22 protein-coding genes and 1 pseudogene are annotated in these 23,230 nt (G+C 38.8%); 5 read left to right on the top strand and 18 right to left on the bottom strand.

What is annotated here, in order from left to right:
• Window positions 1-176: 176 nt before the first annotated feature.
• Window positions 177-1,189, top strand: a pseudogene (gene ltaE, locus AC27HL_RS07845) (low-specificity L-threonine aldolase).
• Between the two features lie 87 nt (window positions 1,190-1,276).
• Here ltaE and AC27HL_RS07840 read toward each other — a convergent pair.
• The 4 genes from AC27HL_RS07840 to rlmD all read right to left on the bottom strand — a co-directional run bounded on the left by AC27HL_RS07840 (window position 1,277) and on the right by rlmD (window position 6,547).
• Window positions 1,277-2,077 carry an enoyl-CoA hydratase-related protein gene (locus tag AC27HL_RS07840; protein WP_487080404.1) on the bottom strand — a complete coding sequence of 267 codons (801 nt, stop codon included), beginning with the start codon at window positions 2,075-2,077 and terminating at the stop codon, window positions 1,277-1,279.
• A 56-nt stretch (window positions 2,078-2,133) separates the two neighbouring features.
• The gene (gene mazG / locus AC27HL_RS07835; protein ID WP_487080402.1) at window positions 2,134-2,958 is read right to left on the bottom strand and encodes a nucleoside triphosphate pyrophosphohydrolase; all 825 of its coding nucleotides are present in this window, start codon (window positions 2,956-2,958) and stop codon (window positions 2,134-2,136) included.
• A 4-nt stretch (window positions 2,959-2,962) separates the two neighbouring features.
• Entirely contained in the window at window positions 2,963-5,164 is a 2,202-nt protein-coding gene (gene relA, locus AC27HL_RS07830) for a GTP diphosphokinase (protein WP_487080400.1), read from the bottom strand.
• 66 nt (window positions 5,165-5,230) lie between these two features.
• The gene (rlmD, locus tag AC27HL_RS07825; RefSeq protein WP_487080398.1) at window positions 5,231-6,547 is read right to left on the bottom strand and encodes a 23S rRNA (uracil(1939)-C(5))-methyltransferase RlmD; all 1,317 of its coding nucleotides are present in this window, start codon (window positions 6,545-6,547) and stop codon (window positions 5,231-5,233) included.
• Between the two features lie 141 nt (window positions 6,548-6,688).
• Here rlmD and barA point away from each other — a divergent pair, with 141 nt between their 5' ends.
• Complete coding sequence (barA, locus tag AC27HL_RS07820) at window positions 6,689-9,469, top strand: two-component sensor histidine kinase BarA (RefSeq protein WP_487080396.1); 2,781 nt, start codon at window positions 6,689-6,691, stop codon at window positions 9,467-9,469.
• 53 nt (window positions 9,470-9,522) lie between these two features.
• Here the strand turns inward: barA and AC27HL_RS07815 are convergent, their stop codons facing one another.
• From AC27HL_RS07815 to rpoE, 12 genes are all read right to left on the bottom strand, one after another.
• A complete protein-coding gene (locus tag AC27HL_RS07815; protein ID WP_487080394.1) occupies window positions 9,523-9,768 on the bottom strand; it encodes a hypothetical protein in 246 nt (81 codons plus the stop codon).
• 133 nt (window positions 9,769-9,901) lie between these two features.
• Complete coding sequence (gene acpS, locus AC27HL_RS07810) at window positions 9,902-10,282, bottom strand: holo-ACP synthase (protein ID WP_487080392.1); 381 nt, start codon at window positions 10,280-10,282, stop codon at window positions 9,902-9,904.
• Window positions 10,283-10,310: 28 nt separating this feature from the next.
• Window positions 10,311-11,048: a pyridoxine 5'-phosphate synthase gene (gene pdxJ / locus AC27HL_RS07805; RefSeq protein ID WP_487080391.1), complete on the bottom strand. Its 738-nt coding sequence runs from the start codon at window positions 11,046-11,048 to the stop codon at window positions 10,311-10,313.
• Window positions 11,049-11,100: 52 nt separating this feature from the next.
• Window positions 11,101-11,790, bottom strand: coding sequence for a DNA repair protein RecO (recO, locus tag AC27HL_RS07800; protein WP_487080390.1), 690 nt, complete (start codon window positions 11,788-11,790; stop codon window positions 11,101-11,103).
• 54 nt (window positions 11,791-11,844) lie between these two features.
• A complete protein-coding gene (gene era, locus AC27HL_RS07795) occupies window positions 11,845-12,756 on the bottom strand; it encodes a GTPase Era (RefSeq protein WP_487080752.1) in 912 nt (303 codons plus the stop codon).
• A gap of 32 nt (window positions 12,757-12,788) precedes the next feature.
• A complete protein-coding gene (rnc, locus tag AC27HL_RS07790; RefSeq protein ID WP_487080388.1) occupies window positions 12,789-13,481 on the bottom strand; it encodes a ribonuclease III in 693 nt (230 codons plus the stop codon).
• Window positions 13,481-14,431, bottom strand: a complete 951-nt coding sequence (gene lepB / locus AC27HL_RS07785; protein ID WP_487080386.1) for a signal peptidase I — start codon at window positions 14,429-14,431, stop codon at window positions 13,481-13,483. The genes rnc and lepB overlap by 1 nt, the downstream gene beginning before the upstream one ends.
• A 34-nt stretch (window positions 14,432-14,465) precedes the next feature.
• Window positions 14,466-16,256, bottom strand: a complete 1,791-nt coding sequence (lepA, locus tag AC27HL_RS07780) for a translation elongation factor 4 (protein WP_487080384.1) — start codon at window positions 16,254-16,256, stop codon at window positions 14,466-14,468.
• Window positions 16,257-16,344: 88 nt separating this feature from the next.
• Window positions 16,345-16,821, bottom strand: coding sequence for a SoxR reducing system RseC family protein (locus tag AC27HL_RS07775; protein ID WP_487080382.1), 477 nt, complete (start codon window positions 16,819-16,821; stop codon window positions 16,345-16,347).
• The gene (locus AC27HL_RS07770) at window positions 16,818-17,780 is read right to left on the bottom strand and encodes a MucB/RseB C-terminal domain-containing protein (RefSeq protein ID WP_487080380.1); all 963 of its coding nucleotides are present in this window, start codon (window positions 17,778-17,780) and stop codon (window positions 16,818-16,820) included. Before AC27HL_RS07770 ends, AC27HL_RS07775 begins: the two co-directional genes overlap by 4 nt.
• Window positions 17,777-18,370: a sigma-E factor negative regulatory protein gene (locus AC27HL_RS07765; protein WP_487080379.1), complete on the bottom strand. Its 594-nt coding sequence runs from the start codon at window positions 18,368-18,370 to the stop codon at window positions 17,777-17,779. Before AC27HL_RS07765 ends, AC27HL_RS07770 begins: the two co-directional genes overlap by 4 nt.
• 87 nt (window positions 18,371-18,457) lie before the next feature.
• Window positions 18,458-19,036, bottom strand: a complete 579-nt coding sequence (gene rpoE / locus AC27HL_RS07760) for an RNA polymerase sigma factor RpoE (protein WP_487080378.1) — start codon at window positions 19,034-19,036, stop codon at window positions 18,458-18,460.
• 206 nt (window positions 19,037-19,242) lie between these two features.
• On the opposite strand from rpoE, the gene nadB reads away from it, so the two are divergent.
• Window positions 19,243-20,838 carry an L-aspartate oxidase gene (gene nadB, locus AC27HL_RS07755; RefSeq protein ID WP_487080377.1) on the top strand — a complete coding sequence of 532 codons (1,596 nt, stop codon included), beginning with the start codon at window positions 19,243-19,245 and terminating at the stop codon, window positions 20,836-20,838.
• Between the two features lie 23 nt (window positions 20,839-20,861).
• Here the strand turns inward: nadB and AC27HL_RS07750 are convergent, their stop codons facing one another.
• Together AC27HL_RS07750 and AC27HL_RS07745 are read right to left on the bottom strand one after the other, a co-directional pair.
• Complete coding sequence (locus AC27HL_RS07750) at window positions 20,862-21,266, bottom strand: hypothetical protein (protein WP_487080375.1); 405 nt, start codon at window positions 21,264-21,266, stop codon at window positions 20,862-20,864.
• 40 nt (window positions 21,267-21,306) lie between these two features.
• Window positions 21,307-21,558, bottom strand: coding sequence for an FAD assembly factor SdhE (locus AC27HL_RS07745; protein ID WP_487080373.1), 252 nt, complete (start codon window positions 21,556-21,558; stop codon window positions 21,307-21,309).
• Window positions 21,559-21,755: 197 nt separating this feature from the next.
• Between AC27HL_RS07745 and ygfZ the strand changes: the two genes are divergently transcribed.
• Together ygfZ and AC27HL_RS07735 are read left to right on the top strand one after the other, a co-directional pair.
• On the top strand, window positions 21,756-22,721 hold the full coding sequence (ygfZ, locus tag AC27HL_RS07740; protein WP_487080371.1) for a tRNA-modifying protein YgfZ: 966 nt from the start codon (window positions 21,756-21,758) through the stop codon (window positions 22,719-22,721).
• Window positions 22,722-22,729: 8 nt separating this feature from the next.
• Window positions 22,730-23,218, top strand: coding sequence for an FKBP-type peptidyl-prolyl cis-trans isomerase (locus tag AC27HL_RS07735; protein WP_487080369.1), 489 nt, complete (start codon window positions 22,730-22,732; stop codon window positions 23,216-23,218).
• Window positions 23,219-23,230: the final 12 nt, after the last annotated feature.

Here is a 23,230-nt window from a genome sequence, read left to right as displayed (position 1 = left end):
AACACTAACTATAAATATAATTTCAAATGTGCTAGCTAAGGCTCTAATAAATTCAATTAGTTATAGAACTGGAGTTACCAAATAACAATCTAGTAACTCCAAGTTCATTCAGTAGCCCGCAATATTGATGCCTTTTTTTTCCTTTCAATTCATATTTTGTTAGTAGGTAAATGCACATGATTGATTTTCGCTCTGATACCGTTACTCGTCCATGCCAAAAGATGCGTGACGCCATGGCCACAGCCGAGGTTGGTGATGATGTTTATGGTGACGACCCAACCGTGAATGCCTTAGAAACTTGGGCAGCAAAACGACACGGTTTTTCTCATGCTATGTTTTGTAGTTCGGTACCCAAGCAAATTTACTTGCTTTAATGGCGCACTGCCAACGTGGCGACGAATACTTATGTGGACAACAAGCGCATAACTACAAATTTGAAGGCGGTGGTGCCGCCATACTAGGTTCAATTCAACCTCAACCTATCGAAAATGAAAAAGATGGTAGTTTATGTTTTAAAAAGCTCGCTAGTGCAATTAAGCCCGACGACAGCCACTTTGCACGCACAACCTTACTAAGTATCGAAAATACTATTAATGGCAAAGTACTACCAATAACCTACATGGCACAAGCCCGAGAATTTACTCAAAAGCATAATTTAAAATTACATTTAGATGGTGCCAGAGTATATAACGCAGCTGTTGCGCTCAATGTTGATATAAGTAAAATCTGTCAATATGTAGACTCAATGTCTATATGTTTATCTAAGGGCTTAGGTGCCCCTATAGGCTCTATACTACTAGGGTCAGAATCATTAATTAAAGATGCAAAAAGGTGGCGTAAAGTTGTTGGTGTCGGTATGAGACAAGCTGGCGTAATCGCAGCTGCAGCCAGAATAGCACTTGAACAAAACCCAAAGAAGCTACTAGCAGATCATATCAATGCAAAATACCTTGCCCAGCAATTAAACACACTTGCGCAAGTAGAAGTAAATGAAGCGCATGTTGAAACTAATATGGTGTTTGCAAAATTTTCAAAGCATTGCAATGTCAATAGTATTGCTGAGCAACTAAAAGCCAAAGGAATTTTAATGACGGCTGGAAAGCCAGTACGCTTGGTAACTCATCTTGATATTAGCCAAACAGATATTGATAACTTTATACAAGAGTTAAAAAATATTTTAGGTAATTAACTGCTAACTTTTACTTGCAGGTAATTGATAGACAATCCGTTATTGGTATCAAGCTTGATACCAATAACAATTTAACTTTGCTTAAAGTTATTTCGCTAACTTTTCCAACATTTGATTAACTGCCGTCAAGTGCTCAGGATTGTTATGGCACATACCTTGAAATACCGCGCAAATATCTAAAAAGTCGGGGAGTTCAGTTCTCTGGGCCAACTTCATCAAACGTTTTGTTAACCGCAAAGATGCCACAGGTTTGGCTGCTATTTCACTCGCGAGGTCATTCACTCTACTAGCTAAATCTTCTGGCGCAACAACATCCAGCACAACACCAATTTCCTGTGCCTCTTGTGCACCAATTACACGACCAGTAAAGGTTAACTCAGCTGCTTTTTGATAGCCAATTAAGCGCTGCATAAACCACGCACCACCATCACCTGGAATAATCCCTAAATTAACAAAAGTTTCACCAAATTTCGCTTTAGTTGACGCTATACGAATATCACACATATTGGCAATATCAAAGCCGGCACCAATTGCAGGGCCATTGACAGCGGCAATAACAGGTACTTCTAATTTGTGCAAGGCTAGCGGAATACGCTGTATACCTTCACGGTAGCGTCGCTCTAATTCTTGTACATCGCCAGCAAAATCGCCTGAGCGCTCAGCCATATCTTTTATATTGCCACCTGAAGAAAATGCAGAGCCAGCACCTGTGATAATCAAAACAGCAATATCAGGTGTGCAATTAACCCAATCAACCGTTTTTACAATATCATCAGCAATTGCGGTACTTGTTAATGCGTTGCGCACATCGTGACGATTAAAAGTTAAAGTTGCGATTTTATTTTCTAATGATAGGGAGCAGTCTACTAAGCTCTGTAATACAGACATTTCTACCTCTTTTTGTTAATTTCTCGCACTAGGCGCGAAGCTAAAATCAAATCAATTTATTGTGTTTTTTCACTTCTTTTAACTTGTTGCCAATAGGCCTCTAGTTCATCTAGAGTATGCTCTTCAATACTTTTTTTCGAGCTACTAATTTGTGCTTCCACAGCCTGAAAACGCTTAGTAAACTTACTATTCGCTTGGCGCAAAAGCACTTCCGGGTCTTGTTTAGCATGTCGACATAAATTAACTACTGCAAACATTAAATCACCTAGTTCTTCACCTAATGCTTGTTCATTAACATGTAACTCAGCTTTAACTTCTTGTACTTCTTCTTCTACTTTTGAAAATACATCATCAATATTATGCCAATCAAAGCCAACATGGGCGCACCGTTTCTGAATTTTTGCCGCTTGTGATAATGCTGGAAGATTTTTCGGTATATCGGCTAATACACTCAATGGGCGGTCGTTATTTTTATGCTGACGTTCTTTCGCTTTCTCATTTTCCCAATTCGCTTTAATTTCTAGCTCTGAACTAAATTCATTGTTGGAAAAAACATGAGGATGCCGACGAATTAGCTTTTCACAAACGCCGGCAACAACACTATCGAAATCAAATCGCTTTTCTTCAACGCCAAGTTGACTATAAAAAACCACTTGAAACAGCAAGTCTCCTAGCTCTTTTTCAAGCTCAGAAAAGTCTTCTCGTTCAATGGCATCGGCAACTTCATAGGCTTCCTCAATGGTATGAGGAATAATAGAGGCAAAAGTTTGCTTTATATCCCATGGACAACCCGTTACAGGGTCACGCAATTGCTGCATGATCCAACGAAGCTTTGCCATTGAAGGCTTAGCTGTTAGCATCAATTCATCTTTACTAGTCATTTACTTACAATCTTTTCACTTCAATTACATCATCAAGCTGATTCAACTTAGCCATAAGGCGAGCCAAAGCTTCATTGTTACTAATTTCAACTTTTATCGTCATGCTCATACTTTGTTTTGCATGATCTGTATTGCTTTCTATACCGACAATGCTAACGCGTTCATTGGAAATAATTGTAGAGATATCGCGGAGCAATCCTTGGCGATCGCTACCAACAATTTTAATATCAACCTGATAATTTTGTTTATTATCAATCCCCCATTGCACATCAACTTCGCGTTCGGGCTGTTGGCTAAGGGCATTGGCAAGTTGCTCACAATCTAAGCGATGTACAGATATGCCCCTGCCTTGAGTGATAAAGCCCGATATTTCATCCCCCGGTACAGGTTGGCAGCATTTAGCCATATGAGTAAGTAAATTACCAACTCCTGAAACCGTTATACCATTGCTATCAGCTGCCAAGGTAGCATTTTGCTGAGGCTGACGTACTAAACTTTGCGGGTCAATCTCTGCTTCTGGCTTTGACTTAACATCAAGTTGCTGCAAAAAATTAACCACTTGCAATAGCCTGACATTGCCAGAGCCAACTGCAGCTAATAAATCATCGTTTGTAGTTAAGTTAAACTTTTCTGTTGCTACGTTTAAATCTACTTTGGCCAATGAAAGCTGCACTTTATTAAGACCAGTTTCAAGTAACTCTTTGCCGGCAAGAATATTTTTATCTCGGTCGAGTAAACGGAAAAAGTGCTGAACTTTCGCTCTTGCTCTTGGCGTATGGATGTAATTTAAACTCGGATTAAGCCAATCTCTACTCGGATTTGGTGTTTTACTGCGCAGTACTTCTACCTGATCACCGGTTTGTAGTTTATGAGTAAACGGGACTATACGACCAAAAACTTTGGCACCAATACAACTGTGACCGACATTGGAATGAATATAGTAAGCAAAGTCTAATGGTGTCGCACCGCTAGGCAAGTCAATAACATCCCCGCTTGGTGTAAACACATAAATTCTGTCTTCAAATACCTGGCTGCGCAGTTCATCAATTAATTCACCACTTTCCGAAACATCTTCTTGCCACTGCAAAATTTTTCTCAGCCAGCTAATTTTTTCATCAAAACCACTGGTTTTTCCGCTAGCACTTCCTTCTTTATAACGCCAATGAGCTGCAACACCTAGCTCGGCGTCATCATGCATTTGCTGAGTTCTTATTTGTACTTCTATTGCTTTCCCTTCAGGGCCAACAACGACAGTATGAATCGACTGATAACCATTACTCTTCGGCGTTGCAACATAATCATCAAACTCTTTAGGTAAATGCTTCCAACTGGTATGAACCAAACCTAAGGCGCCGTAACAACCTTGTAATTCTTCAACAATAATTCGCACAGCGCGTACATCAAAGAGTTGCTCAAAGTCGAGTGACTTTTGCTGCATTTTCTTCCAAATGCTATAAATGTGCTTTGGACGTCCATAGACATGTCCTTTGATGCCTGCACTACTCAGTTGTTTAGAGATATTATCAACAAAGTCGAGCATATAACGCTCTCTATCTAAGCGCTTTTCATCTAATTGTTTGGCGATATTTTTATAAACTTTCGGATGAAGGTAACGAAAAGAAACATCTTCAAGTTCCCACTTAAGCTGTCCAATACCCAGTCTATTGGCCAGTGGCGCATAAATATTAGTGGTTTCTTTTGCCGCCAAAACTCGTGTTTCTTCATCGCTATTTTTAACTAAACGTAAATGGCACAAACGTTCGGCGAGTTTGATCACCACAGCGCGCACATCTTCAACCATTGCCAGCAGCATACGGCGAACATTATCAATCTGATTTGCACTTACTTGGTTTGACTGAGAATGCTGTAAGGCTTTAATTGCCTCCATTTGGCTCACGCCCTTACACAATAAAAAAACTTGTCGAGAAAAGTGCTCTTCAATATAGTCTAAGGTCAAATAATTGTATTCATAAAGAGGACAAATAAAAGCCGCACATAAAGAGTCAATATCAAGATTCAATCCTGAAAGGATCTCTACCATTTCCAACGACTTTGTTTGGCATTCACTGTTATCACCAAAAAAACTATGCACCTGTTGCCATAGTGTTTCCAAAGCATTTTTTTTCGCTGTATTGATATCTAATGTATCAAGCCACTGCTCAAAGCTTGCAGCTGACATATGATGCGATTTACGCACTGAAACCATCGACTTCCCTACCTTTGTTCTAATACAACTACGGTATTAATTTTTTATTTAGCGATTAATAGCAGTCTATAGCGTAAACATTACCATAGTTTCAACATGCTTTGTTTGTGAAAACATATCTATAATGGCAATTTTTTCAATTTTATAGCCTTGCGAAATTAACAGTTTTGCATCTCGGGCAAGAGATGAAGGATCGCAACTAACATACAATAAACTTTTTACTTTTAGCTTTGCCAATTGTTCAAGGGCTTGATAAGCGCCAGCCCTTGCAGGGTCAAGTAACACTTTGCTAAAAGACTTATTAGCCCATGGCTGATTTTGCCAATCACTATTTAAATCTGCCTGGTAAAATTGACAGTTACTTAAGCCATTGCTTTTAGCATTATCACTTGCTCGTTCAACCATAGTTTGCACACCTTCAACGCCAACAACTGACTTAACGTGCTGTGCTATAGGTAAACTAAAATTGCCTAATCCACAGAACAAATCCAAAACAATATCTTCTGACTGCAAATTAAGCCAAGTTAATGCTTGATGTACCATTTTTTGGTTAACATCGTGATTAACCTGAATAAAATCAGCAGTAGAAAAAGTAATGTTTACATCATTATTCAATGAGTAAAACAAAGGCGCGGCACTCAATAAAGATAGCTGTTGTTTACCATCGTCAATATAAACTTGCCATTGGTTGTTTTCTGAGAATGTTTGCCATTCTTGTTTATCAGAGGCCGTCATTTTAGTTAATTGTCGCACGACTATTACTTTCTGATTTGCAGCAATCACTTCAATATGACCAACTGCGTTATTACCTGATAACTTAGCTAGTATCTCACGTAATTGCATGAAAACATCTGAAAACTCATCAGTTAAAACCGGACAATTTTTTATCGCCGTTAAATTGTTACTTTCTCGTTGGCGAAAACCAATAATAGGCTCGCCTCGCTTATTATATTGCACACCTATTCTAGCTTTTCGACGGTAATGCCATTCGTTACTCGTAATTGCCGCTTGCCAAGGTAATCCTTGTTGTATGCCTTGTCGTGAAAACAGTTGCGATACTCTCTCTTGCTTGAAAGTTAATTGTGGTTCGTAATGTAAGTGTTGTAAATTACAACCACCACATTGATGGTAATGCCGACACTTAACTTCTGCACGCTCAACACTCGTTTTCACAAGTTTAATCAGCTTTGCCTTGGCAAATTTACTATTTTGCTGATAAATTTTCACTTCGGCCACTTCACCTGGCAAAACGCCATCAATAAATAGCGGTTTTTTACCTAACATAGCAACGCCGCAACCTTGCTGGTCAAGGCGGTTTACGGTTACTGTAGCATGCTGCTGTGTAGCTGATTTCTTCGAACTTACTTTGTAAAAGTTTGCCATAGTGATTTATCTTTACCATCAACAAACAACAAATTTTAAATATTTGCTGTTAAAGTATATTATTTTCTATTTGGTATTGGCCTGAACTGTGCCATTATACGATTATTAACCCTTTTATTTTACACTATAAATTGGCAAAAAATGCATAAAATAAGCCTGAAAGATTGGGGGATTTTACTTACGATCGTGCCGACTGCCATTATTAGTATAATTGTTGCAGGTTACTTATCGTATAGTCGCTATCACGAGCTCGACCAATTTATCTACCAACGAGCAACTAGCATTATAGACCCGCTAGCAATAAGTACGGCTGTTCCCCTGTTAACAAAAAATAGAGATAATTTAAGAACACTTATCGGCTTTAGCCATCGCAGCCAATCTGACATTGTCAAAAGCATTGCTATTTTTACAAAAGACAACCAAGTATTTGTCACTAGTGTCTATCATGGCGACACGCATATTATGCGGATTAAAGCGGGACAAAGCTTACCAACTCGCACTCAGTATGATGATCATGGTGATTTTCTTGTTTACCGTTCGCCCATTATCGATGAATTCACCCGCAACGAAGATTCCACATTACAAAACACCAGTGATGTAATTGGCTATATCGCCATTCAAATTGATAAAAGTACAATTAAGTATGAGCAACAGCGTTTATTAATTACGACATTTTTTATTTTGCTGATTGGTATTATCATCAGCGCTGTTTTTTCAATCAAGTTATTGAATAGTGTAACTCGGCCAATAGCCTCTATGGTATTAGCTGTTGACCGTATTCGAGAAGGAAAAATAGAAAGTCGGATCAGCGGTCAGCTTATTGGGGAATTAAACTTTTTGAAAAATGGCGTCAATGCCATGGCACAATCATTAGGCGACTACCAAGATGAAATGCAGCGCAGTGTAGATCAAGCTACCTTAGATTTACGGGAAAGTTTAGAACAATTTGAAATTCAAAATGTTGAATTGGATATAGCCAAGCGTAAAGCTCAAGATGCTAACAAGGTTAAATCAGAATTTTTAGCCAATATGAGTCATGAACTGCGCACGCCTCTTAATGGTGTCATAGGTTTTACCCGGCAAGTATTAAAAACGCCATTAAGCGATACACAACGAGATCACCTGCAAACTATCGAGCGTTCTGCAGGAAATTTGCTTTCTATAATTAATGACATCTTAGACTTTTCTAAACTTGATGCTGGTAAAATGGTTATCGAAAATATTCCATTTTCAATTCGAGAGTCGGTTGAGGAAACCTTAACATTGTTGGCACCTAGTGCCCATATGAAAAATATTGAACTTTCACTTCGTATCAGCCCGCAACTGCCAGACTCATTAATTGGCGATGCCATGCGCATCAAACAGGTTTTGGTCAACCTTGCTAGCAATGCTATAAAATTTACCGACAAAGGCTCTGTTGACATCAATATTGATGGCAATGTTATCGCTAAAAATTTATACAAGATGAAAGTGACGGTAAAAGATACCGGCATCGGCATTTCAGGCCAACAAAAAAATTCCATTTTTGAAGCATTTGGTCAAGCAGATAAAAGTGTCACTCGCATTTATGGTGGTACCGGATTAGGTTTAGTTATTTCTCAACGACTAGTGTCTGAAATGCGCGGTAGTATTGGCTTTGAAAGTATCGAAAATGAGGGGTCTACGTTCTGGTTTACCATTCAATGTGAATTAAACCCGATACCCAGTATCGAACAACCAATCCCCGAAAGTTTAATAAATAAAAATATCTTATATTTTGAACCACATGCTGCAAGCCAGTTAGCGACAACAGAAATACTATCTAGTTGGCAAATGAACATTACCTGTTTAACTCAACATAGTGAATTTGAAACACTGCTCGCTAATAAAGATAAAATTTCAACATTTGATTATGCTTTAATTGGACACGATGTTACGCCAGCAGCGCTTAATGAACTTAAAGCACTGGTTTTTCAATTACAAGACGTTATTCCGTCGGTTCACCTAGCTATCAACAGCAACTCTCCTAGCCTGCATGAAGCGCTTATTTCAAGTGGTGCCAAAACCTGTATTAGTAAACCAGTGACTCTGCAAAGGTTAAGCAAAACTTTAGTGCCACTTTCAACGCCAGCATTAGCTCAATCCTTTGATTTACCTGAACAAAAAGTTCCTATTAAAGTATTAGCAGTTGATGACAACGACGCTAATTTAAAATTAATAAACGAATTACTACTCGAGCAAGTTCATGAAGTGACAACAGCAACCGATGGCGCCCAAGCTGTTGAGTTGTGCCGACACGAAAAGTTCGCTCTAATATTTATGGATATACAAATGCCGGTACTTGACGGTATTTCGGCGCTATCTATCATTCGTCAACAAACCTTGAATGAACAAACCCCAGTAATTGCCGTAACAGCGCACGTTTTGGGCGAAGAAAAAGAACGGCTTATCGAAAAAGGCTTTAATTCCTTTATGACTAAGCCTATTGATGACGCTATGTTGCATCACACTATTTATGAGTACTGTGACGCAAACTTATTCACCAATAACAAAAAACAAACCAGTGCGCCAACACAAGAAGTTGTTCAAAATAAACGACCAACAATTATCGATTGGCCGTTGGCATTAAAACGCGCAGGGCAAAAAGAATCATTAGCTAAAGATATGTTTATTGGGCTAGTCAATAGTTTACCTGAAAGCAAAACCAACATTTCAGAAGCATTAATTTCGCAGGACATTGAGCAACTTAAAATACTAATTCACAAACTTAATGGCGCTTGCTGTTACTCAGGTGTACCAAGTTTAGGCAAAGTCACCCATGAGCTTGAAACAGAGTTAAAGCGTGGTATTGCATTAGATGATTTAGAACCGGAATTTTTTGAATTTTTTGAACAAATAGATTTAGTGTTAGAAGACGCTATTGAGTTTATTAAAAAGTTATAGCTAGTTAACTTCAAAAATTAAGGAAGGATTAATCATTGTGGGTTTTGTCACAATTACCGAATGTTAATATTTGGCGACGTATTAATATCTCCATCTTCAGTGATAACAGCAATACCAGTATTACACATTAAAACAGCCAAGCTTTGCCCTTGTTCATTGCGAACAAAACGCAGTTCATAGCCAAATTTTCCTAAACTACTCGCTGAAAATTTTTGCGCTAATGATAATTTTGACCACCACACCGATTGCTCTGGCGGCTCTTGCCTTCTATCAACAATAGGCTGCTTTTGCGACTGCATAATAACTCCTAAAATAGCTACAACTATTTGTAGTTCCACTAAGCTTCATTTAAGTATAGAACATAAATAATAACTAGGAAGTTAATCTTACTATTTGTTGAAAAACATAAGTTATTCTATGTCCGCGGCTAGGCTATAGTGACAATACAACAAATGCAGTCGCATATTTCACTTCATCAGAAAGTGAAATATGCCAGGAAGTGGCCCCTAAATTTTTAGCTACAGTTAATGCTTTATCACTAATAACTAGAGTTGGTTGACCAGAAGCTTGAGAAATAATTTCAAAATGCTGGAATGAAACGCCAGCAGCAATACCTGTACCTAGCGCTTTTGCTGCCGCTTCCTTTCCAGCCCAGCGTTTAGCAAGAAAGCGTTCGGGCTGCTTAATCGACAAATATCGTTGCAGCTCATTTTCAGTTAGTACACGCTTTGCAAGACGAAGCTGAGCATTTTCAGCCATATTAGCAATACGCCGAATATCAACAATATCAGTACCTATGCCAATAACAGACAAACCTTACTCCTAAAAATAACCGGTATGATTATGCCAAACCACGGGCTTCAAGCATCAAGCGTTTCATATCTCGAATCGCTTTGTCTAAACCATCGATTACTGCGCGAGCAATAATCGCGTGACCAATATTAAGCTCAATAATTTCAGGAATAGCAGCAATGGGCTTAACATTAAAGTAATTAAGGCCATGACCAGCATTTACCTTTAAGCCAATTTTATGAGCATACTGAATGCCATCAATTAGGCGTTCAAGCTCTTTATTTTGTGCCGCTTGTGTTTCTGCATCAGCGTAATGACCAGTATGAATTTCAATGTACGCTGCCTTACTTGCCAAAGCCGCGTCAATTTGCTTTTTATCCGCATCGATAAACAAGCTGGTTTCAATGCCAGCTGCGGTTAATCGCGCAACGGCGGCATTTATTTTTTCTTGCTGACCAGCAACGTCTAACCCGCCTTCGGTTGTTAATTCTTCGCGCTTTTCCGGCACTAAGCAGCAAAAAACAGGTTTAACATCGCAAGCTATATCTAACATTTCATCGGTTACTGCCATTTCCAAGTTCATGCGCGTGTGCAATGTTTGTTTTAATACATGAATATCTCGGTCCTGAATGTGACGGCGATCTTCACGTAAGTGTACTGTAATACCATCAGCGCCTGCATGTTCCGCAACAGAGGCTGCATATACAGGATCAGGGTAATTGGTACCGCGCGCTTGTCGCAATGTTGCAATATGATCTACGTTTACACCTAATAAAATATCTTTCATATTAACTCTCTGACTTTATCCATAAGGTTATTATTTTGTATCGAAATTGAGACTAAGTTTTAGCTTTACTAAAAAGCTTTCGACTATTTAGTGGTACTCCACCAAGTAAGTGATTAATGACTTGTCGCATTAACATTTTCAAGGTAGTTAAGACTAACGAACTCGTTAAGTCATCATTTGCTATGGCTTGCAAATGTGTTCGGTCATAACAAGGTTGCTTAAGTTTTGTATAGGCAGGTATAAAACCGTCCTCTGGTGAATAATAAAAGCCTGGCGCAGTGTGTTCAAAAATAAGCGTAAAGTCAAAAGAAACACCAAGCTCTGCTAACAACATTAATTCAAAACGACGCAATATTATTTCAATATCATCTGATATTAATAGCGTATTTAGGCTGGTTTGGTAATGCAAGAAAAGTTCATCGCAGGGAATATTTTCAGGCAGTAACTTTACCAGTAACTCATTCAGGTAAAAGGCACTAAACAGTGCCTTTTGTTTCAATAATACTGATTTACCCGCTGATTCTACCCTAGCAAGGTTTCTTAGGGCATGTTGACCTTTCAAGCTGATATTTATAGGTAAGAAAGGCTGTAAGAGTGCTTTGCGAGATGATTTTCCTGAATGACCAATATAGCTTATCGCAGCTATTTTGCCATCGTTCTCAGTAAGCAAATCTATCAGTATTTGATTTTCACGATAAGGACGGCTATGTAACACATATGCTAATTGAGTCGATTCTTGCATGGTATTTTCGCGCCTAACTTATCACTGGCTTTTTACCCAATAACTTTAATGACACTAGCCAGAATAGTCATCACCATAACCTAAACTTCTTAAAGCACGCTCATCATCAGCCCAGCCAGTTTTCACTTTAACCCAAGTTTCTAAAAATACTTGGCGTTCGAATAGCGTTTGCATATCGCGTCTTGCTTCTTGACCAATAACTTTAAGTTTTTCACCTTTGTTGCCAATAACCATACGCTTTTGGCTATTGCGCTCAACTAAAACTAAGGCATTAATATGCAAAATGCCCTTTTCATCGACTTTAAACTGTTCAATCTCAACGGTTGTAGAGTAAGGTAGCTCATCGCCGGTAAAACGAATAAGCTTTTCACGAATAATTTCTGATGCCATAAAGCGACTTGAGCGATCAGTAATATAATCTTCAGGAAACCAAAAATCGCCTTCAGGTAATGCCTTTAAGCAGATATCTTTAATAGCATCTACGTTGTCACCTTTACTGGCAGAAATTGGCACAATATCAGCAAAATCGTGTAAAGCACCTAGCTTTTGTAAATGTGGTAATAAACTTTCTTTATCTTGAACATTATCAATTTTATTGACCGCAAGTACACATGGCGCGCCACTATTTTTAATTTTTGTCAAAACCATTTCGTCGTCTGCAGTCCAATGAGTGCCTTCAACTAAAAATACAATGGTTTCAACTTCTGCTAGCGTACTACTGGCTGCACGATTCATTAAACGGTTAATTGCGCGTTTTTCTTCTGAGTGTAAGCCTGGAGTATCCACTAAAATAGCTTGATGATGTTCTTCGGTTAGAATTCCCAAAATTCGATGACGAGTCGTTTGCGGCTTACGCGAAGTAATGCTGACCTTTTGACCAAGTAAACTATTCAATAAGGTAGATTTACCTACATTTGGACGACCAACAATGGCGATAAGGCCACAATAATTTTGTTCTGATGTCATGTGTTTGTTATCAACTTTCGATGTCAAGCAGCTTACTTAGCTTGCTCAATTAATGTTAAAACTTGCAATGCAGCTGATTGCTCAGCCTTACGACGACTGCTGCCTTTAGTGATGACTTCTTTTTCTAATACGCTGGTTGTACATCGCACTGTAAATTGCTGATTGTGAGACTGCCCAGTAGTATTAATAACTTCATACTGAGGCAAAGGAATTTTTCTGCCTTGTAAATATTCTTGCAGTCGTGTTTTTGGATCTTTTTGTTCATTGCCTGGCTTAATATCAACTAAACGTTTTTCAAACCAATTTAAAATAAGCGCTTTACATGTAGGTAGGTCTGAATCTAAATAAACCGCACCAATAATCGCTTCAATAGCATCTTCAAGAATAGAGTCTCGGCGATGGCCACCACTTTTTAATTCACCGGGCCCCAAAATAAGGTGCTGCCCTAAATCAAAACCACGCCCAACTTCTGCCAAGGTTACTCCTTTCACTAGGCTTGAGCGCATTCGTGTTAAGTCACCTTCAGCATGTTTTGGAAACTTTTTAAATAACGTTTCCGCAATAACAAAACCTAGTATAGAGTCACCTAAAAATTCTAAGCGTTCATTATGTGCGCCTTTAGCGCTACGATGAGTTAGCGCTTGTATTAACAGCGTTGGTTCTTTAAAAGTATAGCCAATTTTTTTTGAAAGGCGTGCAATTGCGGCTGGTGTATTTAATACCACTATTCTATTCCGCCAATACGAGAGAAGCGTATTCCTGTTGGTATCCAGCTAGGTAAAAAGCTATCAGGAGTGCGTTCAAAATCAAAGCTCATCCATATTGCGACAGCTTCGCCAACTAAGTTTTCTTCGGGTACAAAGCCCCAAAAACGACCATCTAAACTGTTATCTCGGTTGTCGCCCATAACAAAATATTGTCCTTGTGGTACAACAAACTCATCGCGAGCAGTTCCAGATTGGCGACATAAGTTATGCTCTGCACTGCCACAAAAAGCTGCAGTTTGCCTTTTGGCAGAAATACCATTATCAATTAATAAGTCATGCTTTTTATCACCCATAGTAGCACTATAACGATAAAGCTCTCTGCCACTTGAAATGTAATCACCTTTACTGACAAATTCAGTGATAACTTTTTCAAGTTTAGGGCAATTTTCTTGCGATACAGCACATGCAGGCTGAATATAAATAGACTTATCTCGATAAATAACCCTATCACCAGGTAGCCCAACAACGCGTTTAATATAATCAATTTGTGGGTTTATTGGATATTTAAATACAACAACATCACCACGTTCTGGTAAGCCATTCTCAAAAAATTTATTACGAGCAACAGGATCACGCAAACCGTAATTAAATTTGTTTACCAGAATAAAATCACCATCCAACAAAGTCGGCATCATAGAGCCTGACGGTATTTGAAAGGGCTCATAAATAAACGAACGCAAAATTAAAACAAAGGCAATAACGGGGAAAATTTGTACCGACGTATCAACCAGAGCTGACGGCTCTATCATTTTAGCAGCAACTTCATCGCTTATTGGCGATTCACATTGCGCTTGAGCATCCGCTAGCTTTAACTGACGTTGCGGTGCCAAATAAAATTTATCTGCTAACCAAACAATACCAGTAACTACGGTTACAATGACTAAAAATATCGAAAAGTAAACTGCCATATTATTCCTACTATTACCTTAGTTCTACTGCCAATTATTTATCTAATTTAAGCACAGCTAAAAACGCTTCTTGAGGCACTTCAACATTACCTACTTGTTTCATGCGTTTTTTACCCTCTTTTTGTTTTTGAAGCAGTTTTTTCTTACGTGAAACATCACCACCGTAACATTTTGCCGTTACATTTTTACGTAATTGCTTAACGGTTGTGCGAGCAATTACGTTATTACCAATAGCCGCTTGAATAGCAATATCAAACATTTGGCGATGAATTAACTCTTTCAGTTTTTCTACCAACATACGACCACGGGCTACAGAGTTACTACGGTGGGTGATCATCGCTAAGGCGTCAACGCGATCGCCATTAATCATCACATCTGCTCGTACCATGTCTGCTGCTTGAAAGCGCACAAAGTGGTAGTCAAGTGACGCATAACCCCGACTGGTTGATTTTAATTTATCAAAAAAGTCCATAACCACTTCAGCCATTGGTAGCTCATAGGTTACTGCAACTTGATTACCATGATAAATAATGTCTTTTTGCACACCTCGCTTTTCGATACATAAGGTAATCACATTACCTAAATGTTCTTGTGGTACAAGAATATTAGCTTGCACTATAGGTTCGCGAATTTCATCAATGTTATTAATTGCTGGCAAGTCGCTTGGGTTGTCAATAGACAACACTTCACCATTAGTGCAAGCAATTTCATAATTTACTGTCGGTGCTGTGGTGATTAGATCAAGATCATACTCGCGGGCAAGACGTTCTTGAATAATCTCCATATGCAACATACCCAAAAAGCCGATGCGAAAGCCAAAGCCTAATGCTGATGAGTTTTCTGGCTCAAAGAACAAAGATGCATCATTTAAGCTTAATTTATTTAAGGCATCACGAAAGCTTTCATAGTCATCAGAGCTAATTGGGAATATACCTGCGTATACTTGTGGCTGTACTTTTTTAAACCCAGGTAAAGCGCTTTCCGCTTCTTTCTTTGAAATTGTGATGGTATCACCAACGGGGGCACCGTGAATTTCTTTTATACCCGCAATAATAAAACCAACTTCACCAGTTTTTAATACGCCGGTATCGGTTTGTTTCGGAGTAAAAATGCCCACTTTGTCGATAATATGGGTTTGCCCTGTCGACATCACCACCATTTTATCGCCTTTTTTCACTTCACCATTCATAATACGAACCAGTGAAACAACTCCTTGGTAGTTATCAAACCAAGAATCAATAATTAGAGCTTGTAAAGGCGCATCTTTTTCTCCAACAGGTGCTGGAATATTTTCAACAATATCTTCTAATACATCTTCGATGCCGATACCTGTTTTCGCAGAACATTGCACTGCATCTGTGGCATCAATACCAATAATATCTTCAATTTCTTCGCTTACGCGAACAGGATCTGCTTGTGGTAAATCAATTTTATTTAAAATGGCACGAACTTCTAAGTCCATTTCAATGGCGGTATAACAGTTAGCAACCGTTTGTGCTTCAACACCTTGTCCGGCATCAACCACTAACAAGGCACCTTCACATGAGGCGAGCGAACGTGATACTTCATACGAGAAATCAACGTGTCCAGGCGTGTCGATGAAGTTAAGCTGATACACTTCCCCGTCTTTAGCTTTATAATCTAACGTCACACTTTGCGCTTTAATGGTAATTCCGCGCTCACGTTCAATATCCATTGAGTCAAGTACTTGGGCTTCCATTTCACGTTCTTGTAAGCCACCACAATGTTGTATCAGTCGATCTGAAAGCGTTGATTTACCGTGATCAATATGGGCAATGATGGAAAAATTTCGAATATGTTTCATAAATGGAAAGTCAAATAAGCTTTTAGTTAATTCAATAATGGCGAGATTTTAGCTAATTTAGCGCGCTGGGGCTATCTTTTGTTGCGATTCAGTCAGTGATTTCTGTAATTGTGATGTTTTGAGGTTGAATACGTAAAATTTTTGGAGCCAAATTAGCACAGTTTTCACGTTTGTCTTGCTGTATTTTTGCCAATAAAAAGCCGACAAAACCACCAATAAATGCTAATAATATAACAATGACTTCATGAATTATGATTGCTTGGTTTAACAGCGATTGCCCTATCCATGAAGCGAAAATTAAACCGAGCAATGGCCAAAGGTAGACTTGCCATGCAGATGAAAGTAACGCAGATTCATTAAGTCCAAGAACAATTTTATCACCAAGTTTTACCGGTAAGTTTGACTTTACCGTTAACGTAAGTTGCTTTTGTGGAAAGGCTTTAGCCACTTGACCACTACCACAGTTATCGACTTGCTGGCAACCGCTACAAGCAGACTTTAGCTCACTTGTCACGGTTACATTATCTGCTGCTATCGCAACAACAGTCGCAGTTTCCTCTATCATGGCGCGGCTTTAGGCAATAAAACAACTGAATCAGCGATAGCTTTCGCTGTTTTTGCTGGAATTTTTCCAACAACACTAACTTCAAAACCGTTGACGACTTGGTTAAGTACAACAGTCGCCCCGTCCATCACATAATCAGTCGCTCGTTGCTTATCTTCGCTAGCATTAACATACACAGACACATCAACAATGCCGTCATTAAACAACATGAATTCCACTGGCTTTTTTGTAGCTGAAATACGATGGCGATTAGCATTTCGTTGTATAAAACCATCAGGTAACCATTTTACTTGCCACTGTAATTCTTGCTGTTGATAACCTTCTGGAATTTCAATCACTTTAGGTAGTGTTGACTGCTGTAACTGTTGTAAAGTTTCCGCTAAATCAGAGGTAATGTCTAAATGAGTAAATTGAATTTGCTCTAAAAGCTGACCATTTCGAGATGCCAGCGCTAATTTGAGTAGCATGCCAGTTTTTTGATCTAGCCATAGCCAATGTCCATAACGATGAACATCTTTAGAAACGATACGAATTAACTGTGCTGGTCGCCCTAAAACCCGACTACGTCCAACGGATATAAAATCGTATGTTTTTGATAATTTAGTTGCATCACTTCGCAAAATGGCGGGAATAGGCCCGGCAATTTGTTGGGAAATAACCGAATATGGCGGTAATTCAGGTTCAATATAACTGACAATATTTTTCTTACGTAAAATATCGCGTCTGGGACCATTTAATAATGAGAGGATTTCCAACTCGTCACCAGCTTCATTAACACCATGAAACCAATGGTAAGGCTCAGCTTGATTGTTTTTTACTACGACAAATGAGGTACTAAAGTTAAGAGTTTGAAGCGATTGCGCAAGGCGCTCAAGCCACGGTTCGGCTTGTTCATTTTCATTGGCTGTTACTGATGTGCTTATGGTTACCAATAACAGCAGACTACGAATTAATTTCATTTAGCCGATTCTTCAGCCTTATCTTGTTCAGGTTGTTTAGTTGCATCAACGGAGCTTAATTTAATTTGCTGTTGATGATCAGATAGTAATGCCTGAAAGCGACGTTGTTGCTCAACAAACGCTTGCTTTTCGCTGGTACGGCTAGTTTGTTGGAAGTTTAAACTGACCGGCTCAGCAATACCACCTAATGGCATTGTTTTAACAACTTGGCTTTCAGGTAAAATAATATCGGTATCAGCCGTATTTTGCTGAACCCCCATAACCATTAAACCAGCCGCAGATGCCGCGATTGCCATTTGACCAAAAGGCTTGGCAAGTTGCACAACTTTAGCTTTAAATTTCTCCGTAAAACCATTCGATGGTCGAGGTGCTAGTACGGTCGGCTCTTCTGCAATTGCAGCAGCGATTTGTGAAGATAAATCGAGATCAATAACTTCAGAAGTTTCTCCACGCATTACATCGCCCATTAAATGGTAACGATCCCAAGTTGCAGACGAGTGCTTATCATTGAGTAGATCCTCAATAACGTCATCATTTGGCTGATAATTATCAACGATTGATGATACTGTCTCAAACTTATTTTCACTCATAATGACACCTTAAAAACTAACACTTCATTCATTACGCAACAAAATAAAATTTTGTTTTATAATACTATGTTTATAACTTGCGTTGCACTACTGTTGCAATAACGGCCTAATTTTTTTATCTACAGCATCACGTGCTCTAAATATTCTTGACCGTACTGTCCCAACAGGACAATCCATTACTGTTGCAATTTCTTCGTAACTTAACCCTTCTAACTCTCTTAGGTTGATTGCAGTTCGCAAATCTTCCGGCAATTGTTCAATAGTTTTAAATACGACACTTTTAATTTCATTTGTCAGTAATAATTTCTCTGGTGAAGCATTTTCACGTAGTGCTTCACCCGAATCATACATTTCCGCATCTTCTACTTCGATGTCGGAACCCGGTGGCTTCCGCCCTCCTGCAACTAAATGATTCTTCGCACAATTAACCGCTATACGATATAACCATGTATAAAAAGCACTATCTCCACGAAAATTCGGTAAAGCCCTATAAGCCTTAATAAATGCTTCTTGTACTATGTCTGGTACATCGCTATGGTTTTTAACATAGCGCGAAACCAAATTTGCTACTTTATGTTGGTATTTAGTTACCAGCAGGTTAAATGCGTTTTTATCGCCACGTTGTACCCGCTCAACCAACTTTTGGTCAACGTTCTGTTCGCTCATCTGAGCCATATCTCCTACTAACCATTTAACTTTTCTACATCTGGCTCATGGCAAACGCATCAAGTAGGACTAGCCTTGCGCTAAAAAGTTCGATAAATATTGAAAAAAATTAAATTTTATTTATAAAAATTGTTTTGTGCTGTTCTGTCACTGCAATAAAAGTTAATATTGAGCTATCAACTATTGTACCTTAATTCCAAGAATATATGAATCAGCAACACAATTGCGACGTTTTAATTATCGGCAGTGGCGCAGCGGGACTATCATTAGCACTTCACCTAGCTAAAAATGCCGATGTGGTTATCTTAAGCAAAGGCCAAGTTAACGACGGCTCAACATTTTATGCCCAAGGTGGTGTTGCGGCGGTATTTGATGAGAATGATAGTATTGCTGCTCATGTTAACGATACATTAATTGCCGGTGCAGGGCTTTGTAACGAAGGTGCTGTGCAATACACCGCAGAAAACGCTAAAGCCTGTTTAGAATGGCTTATTGATAAAGGTGTTGACTTTGATCGCGATGTTCCGGCTGATAATGGTGATATTCGTTATCATTTAACGCGAGAAGGCGGGCATAGTCATCGTCGTATCCTTCATGCTGCTGATGCCACAGGCCAAGCCATTCAAACAACCCTAGTTTCACAAGTTAAAAATCACAGTCGAATTCGAATTTTTGAGCGCTACAATGCCATTGATTTAGTGTGTAATGAAAATAGCCAAAACAATAAAAAAGAATGTATTGGCGCTTATGTTTGGAATCGTAATAGCGAAAAAGTAGAAAGTATTTTTGCTCGAAAAACCATTTTAGCCACTGGCGGTGCAAGTAAAGTATATCAATATACGTCAAACCCTGATGTTGCCAGCGGCGATGGTGTCGCTATGGCATGGCGTGCAGGCTGTCGAGTTGCCAATATGGAGTTTAATCAATTTCACCCTACTTGTTTATTTCACCCTGAAGCAGGAACATTTCTATTAACAGAAGCACTGCGTGGTGAAGGTGCTATTTTACGTCGACCTGACGGAAGTCGTTTTATGCCAAGCTTTGACGAGCGCGCAGAACTAGCACCTCGTGATATTGTTGCTCGCGCCATCGATTTTGAAATGAAACGTCTTGGTGCCGACTGTATGTATTTAGATATCAGCCATAAATCAGCTGACTTTATCAAACAGCATTTCCCAACCATATACGAAAAAACACGCTCTTTAGGTATAGATATTACCAAGCAACCTATGCCTGTTGTGCCTGCCGCTCATTACACTTGTGGTGGCGTTATGATAAATAAACAAGGTAAAACTGACACTGAAAATTTATATGCCATAGGTGAGGTTTCCTATACAGGGTTGCACGGCGCAAATCGCATGGCCAGTAATTCTTTACTTGAATGCTTAGTGTTTGCTAGAGCCGCAGCTTTAGATATAGAAAAAAACCTTAGCCATAATAAACCTTTTATTAAGCTTCCTGCGTGGGATGAAAGCCGGGTTACAGACTCAGATGAAGAGGTTGTTATTCAACATAATTGGCATGAACTAAGGTTGTTTATGTGGGATTATGTTGGCATTGTTCGTACAACAAAACGTTTAGAGCGCGCTCTACATCGCGTGGAGTTATTGCAAAGTGAAATTGAAGAGTACTACCGACATTTCAGAGTCAGCAACAATTTACTTGAACTGCGTAATTTAGTGCAAGTTGCCGAACTTATTATTAAATCAGCGCTTAATAGAAAGGAAAGTCGTGGCCTGCACTACACTTTAGATTTTCCACATACACTCGATGAAGCAAAAATCACCATACTTACCCCTTAGTGATAAATAGTAACTTCTGGCAATTAATTTTTGATTGCCTTTGGATTGAATCGTAGTCGCATGATAGTACGTGCAACTCTTGCATTATCTTGCTTTGACAGACTGTCTTTAAAAATAAATCTACTTGGTACTTTCTTATCTAGAAAAACAAACCAATAGCCCCATAAGTTAATATGAGAAGCTGTTGATAATTGATACTGAAGTTGGTCAGCTTGATACTGACCAACTTCAGTTAATATAAAGACATCATTTTTTTGCCGTAGGTATTTAGCAATTAAAAGGCATGAACTATGCTGAAAATAGAGAAGAATATGGGCTTGATAACCAATAACAATATAAGCTAGTAACAACAAAACTAACGTAAACCATAGCTTAAAGCCTATAGTAACTAGCAAAAAAAGATAGCAAGTACCTAATATAATAACCAATATTGATATCGCCTTATGTGGTGAAGGCGATACCTTAATATTAAACTTTAATGCGCTGTAATATAAATTGCACCATGGAGTTAAGCTCTTCGTCTTCACAAGTTTCATGTCCCATAAACCAAGCAAATAACTCAGGGTCTTGACACTCTAATAATCGCTCGAAAATTGCTTTATTTTCAATTGTAAGCCCATCATATGCTTCTTCAACAAATGGCATGAATAGCACATCTAGCTCTAACATTCCGCGTCGACAAGCCCAGCGCAATCGAGGTTTATTATCCGTTAATGACATACATCACCCTAATTAATTAAATCTTATACTATTCTAACAAATTCATACTAAAAATAGCCATGCAATGATCATAAAATTACCTATGATTTACCACTTTAAATTAGCAGAAAATACTGACAAGTGGTTGTAATTGGAATAATAGTCCTCATTTACTGTTTTAGTAGCCTTTTCTGCACCAATGCCGGATGATGAATATCATGAATGATAACTTACCAAGTTATAACCAATTACCTGATCTCTTTGCAATTAGCCTAAACAGCGTATCGGCAATTTCGTTATCAGGTGAAGAGCAAGCCAAATATCTACAAGGGCAAGTCACTTGTGACGTTAATAATTTAGCTCAAGAAAAGTTATTAACTGGCGCACATTGTAACGCCAAAGGTAAAGTATTTTCAGCCTTTCGTTTAATTGAACGTAACAAAGAATATTTACTGATCCAACCTAGTAGCTCTATTGCACAGTCGTTAAGCGAATTACAAAAATTTGGTGTTTTTGCAAAGGTCGAAATAAGCCAAGCATCAGACCTTAACTTCTTAGCAATTGCAGGTAATAATGCCAGCGCTAAAATGGCAGAATTGTTTGAGCAAGTACCAGACACCTTAACTCCTGTTGTTGAAAGTGACAGCACAACCTTAATTTATATCGCTGGTAAAATTAATCGGTATTTAATTATTGCTGACGACGAACGCCTAGCGAACATTTCCGCAACATTCGACTTTCCAGTATTTCATGACAAAGTTTGGCAATTATTAGAGATCACTGAAGGCTTCCCTATGCTTTCAGAGCAAAATATTGCTGAATATGTTCCGCAAATGCTTAACCTACAAGCTATAAACGGTATTAGTTTTACTAAGGGTTGTTATTTAGGGCAAGAAACCGTCGCCAGAATGCAGTATCTAGGCAAAAATAAGCGTGCTTTATATTCACTTATCGGAAAGACTAGTAATGTTACAGCAGGTGACATTATTGAGAAAAAAATAGGCGACAACTGGCGTAAGGCTGGTGACGTATTATCTGCATATCAAGCAAGTAATGAACAAACCTATATTCAAGCGATTTTAGCCAACGATGTAGAGCCATCGACTGAACTTCGCATTAAGGAACAAGTTTCCAAGTTAACAATTACTCCACTTCCATACACTATTAGCACAAACGCCGATTAGGACCAATTATGAAAATTTCTGACAACAAAGTTGTTGTATTACATTACGCCGTATCAGACAGCGAAGACACACTTATTGATAGTTCATATGATCATAGCCCACTAGCGGTTATTCAGGGCTCACACTACCTTATTCCTGGATTAGAAGAAGCATTGGTTGGCCATGAAGCTGGCGATAAATTTGAAGTTGAAGTCAATGCAGAAAATGCTTATGGACAACGCGAAGACGGCTTTGTACAAACGGTGCCAAAAGAAATGTTCGCCGGCATTGAAGATTTAGATGTTGGGAGCCAGCTTCGCGCAACCACTGACGAAGGCGAGCAGACGGTTATTGTAATTGATGTACAAGAAGATGAAATTACTGTTGATGGTAATCACCCACTTGCTGGAATTGATTTAAAATTTGACGTTGAAATATTAGAAGTACGTGATGCTACAGATGAAGAATTAGCACATGGTCATGTACATGGTGAAGGAGGTTGTGGGCATAGCCACTAAGACACGTTAACT

The organism is Colwellia aquaemaris (assembly GCF_057548755.1).
Note: the sequence above shows the minus strand (reverse complement) of the source record. Positions and strands in the feature narration are given on the sequence as shown.

Bases quoted from the DNA above. Each gene is read 5' to 3' on its own strand.
- lepA (WP_487080384.1), bottom strand. From the start codon at position 16,256: ATGAAACATATTCGAAATTTTTCCATCATTGCCCATATTGATCACGGT.
- AC27HL_RS07815 (WP_487080394.1), bottom strand. From the start codon at position 9,768: ATGCAGTCGCAAAAGCAGCCTATTGTTGATAGAAGGCAAGAGCCGCCA.
- nadB (WP_487080377.1), top strand. From the start codon at position 19,243: ATGAATCAGCAACACAATTGCGACGTTTTAATTATCGGCAGTGGCGCA.
- rlmD (WP_487080398.1), bottom strand. From the start codon at position 6,547: ATGGCAAACTTTTACAAAGTAAGTTCGAAGAAATCAGCTACACAGCAG.
- recO (WP_487080390.1), bottom strand. From the start codon at position 11,790: ATGCAAGAATCGACTCAATTAGCATATGTGTTACATAGCCGTCCTTAT.
- relA (WP_487080400.1), bottom strand. From the start codon at position 5,164: ATGGTTTCAGTGCGTAAATCGCATCATATGTCAGCTGCAAGCTTTGAG.
- ygfZ (WP_487080371.1), top strand. From the start codon at position 21,756: ATGAATGATAACTTACCAAGTTATAACCAATTACCTGATCTCTTTGCA.
- AC27HL_RS07770 (WP_487080380.1), bottom strand. From the start codon at position 17,780: ATGAAATTAATTCGTAGTCTGCTGTTATTGGTAACCATAAGCACATCA.
- AC27HL_RS07735 (WP_487080369.1), top strand. From the start codon at position 22,730: ATGAAAATTTCTGACAACAAAGTTGTTGTATTACATTACGCCGTATCA.
- pdxJ (WP_487080391.1), bottom strand. From the start codon at position 11,048: ATGAAAGATATTTTATTAGGTGTAAACGTAGATCATATTGCAACATTG.
- AC27HL_RS07745 (WP_487080373.1), bottom strand. From the start codon at position 21,558: ATGTCATTAACGGATAATAAACCTCGATTGCGCTGGGCTTGTCGACGC.
- rpoE (WP_487080378.1), bottom strand. From the start codon at position 19,036: ATGAGCGAACAGAACGTTGACCAAAAGTTGGTTGAGCGGGTACAACGT.
- lepB (WP_487080386.1), bottom strand. From the start codon at position 14,431: ATGGCAGTTTACTTTTCGATATTTTTAGTCATTGTAACCGTAGTTACT.
- AC27HL_RS07765 (WP_487080379.1), bottom strand. From the start codon at position 18,370: ATGAGTGAAAATAAGTTTGAGACAGTATCATCAATCGTTGATAATTAT.
- AC27HL_RS07840 (WP_487080404.1), bottom strand. From the start codon at position 2,077: ATGTCTGTATTACAGAGCTTAGTAGACTGCTCCCTATCATTAGAAAAT.
- barA (WP_487080396.1), top strand. From the start codon at position 6,689: ATGCATAAAATAAGCCTGAAAGATTGGGGGATTTTACTTACGATCGTG.
- era (WP_487080752.1), bottom strand. From the start codon at position 12,756: ATGACATCAGAACAAAATTATTGTGGCCTTATCGCCATTGTTGGTCGT.
- mazG (WP_487080402.1), bottom strand. From the start codon at position 2,958: ATGACTAGTAAAGATGAATTGATGCTAACAGCTAAGCCTTCAATGGCA.
- AC27HL_RS07775 (WP_487080382.1), bottom strand. From the start codon at position 16,821: ATGATAGAGGAAACTGCGACTGTTGTTGCGATAGCAGCAGATAATGTA.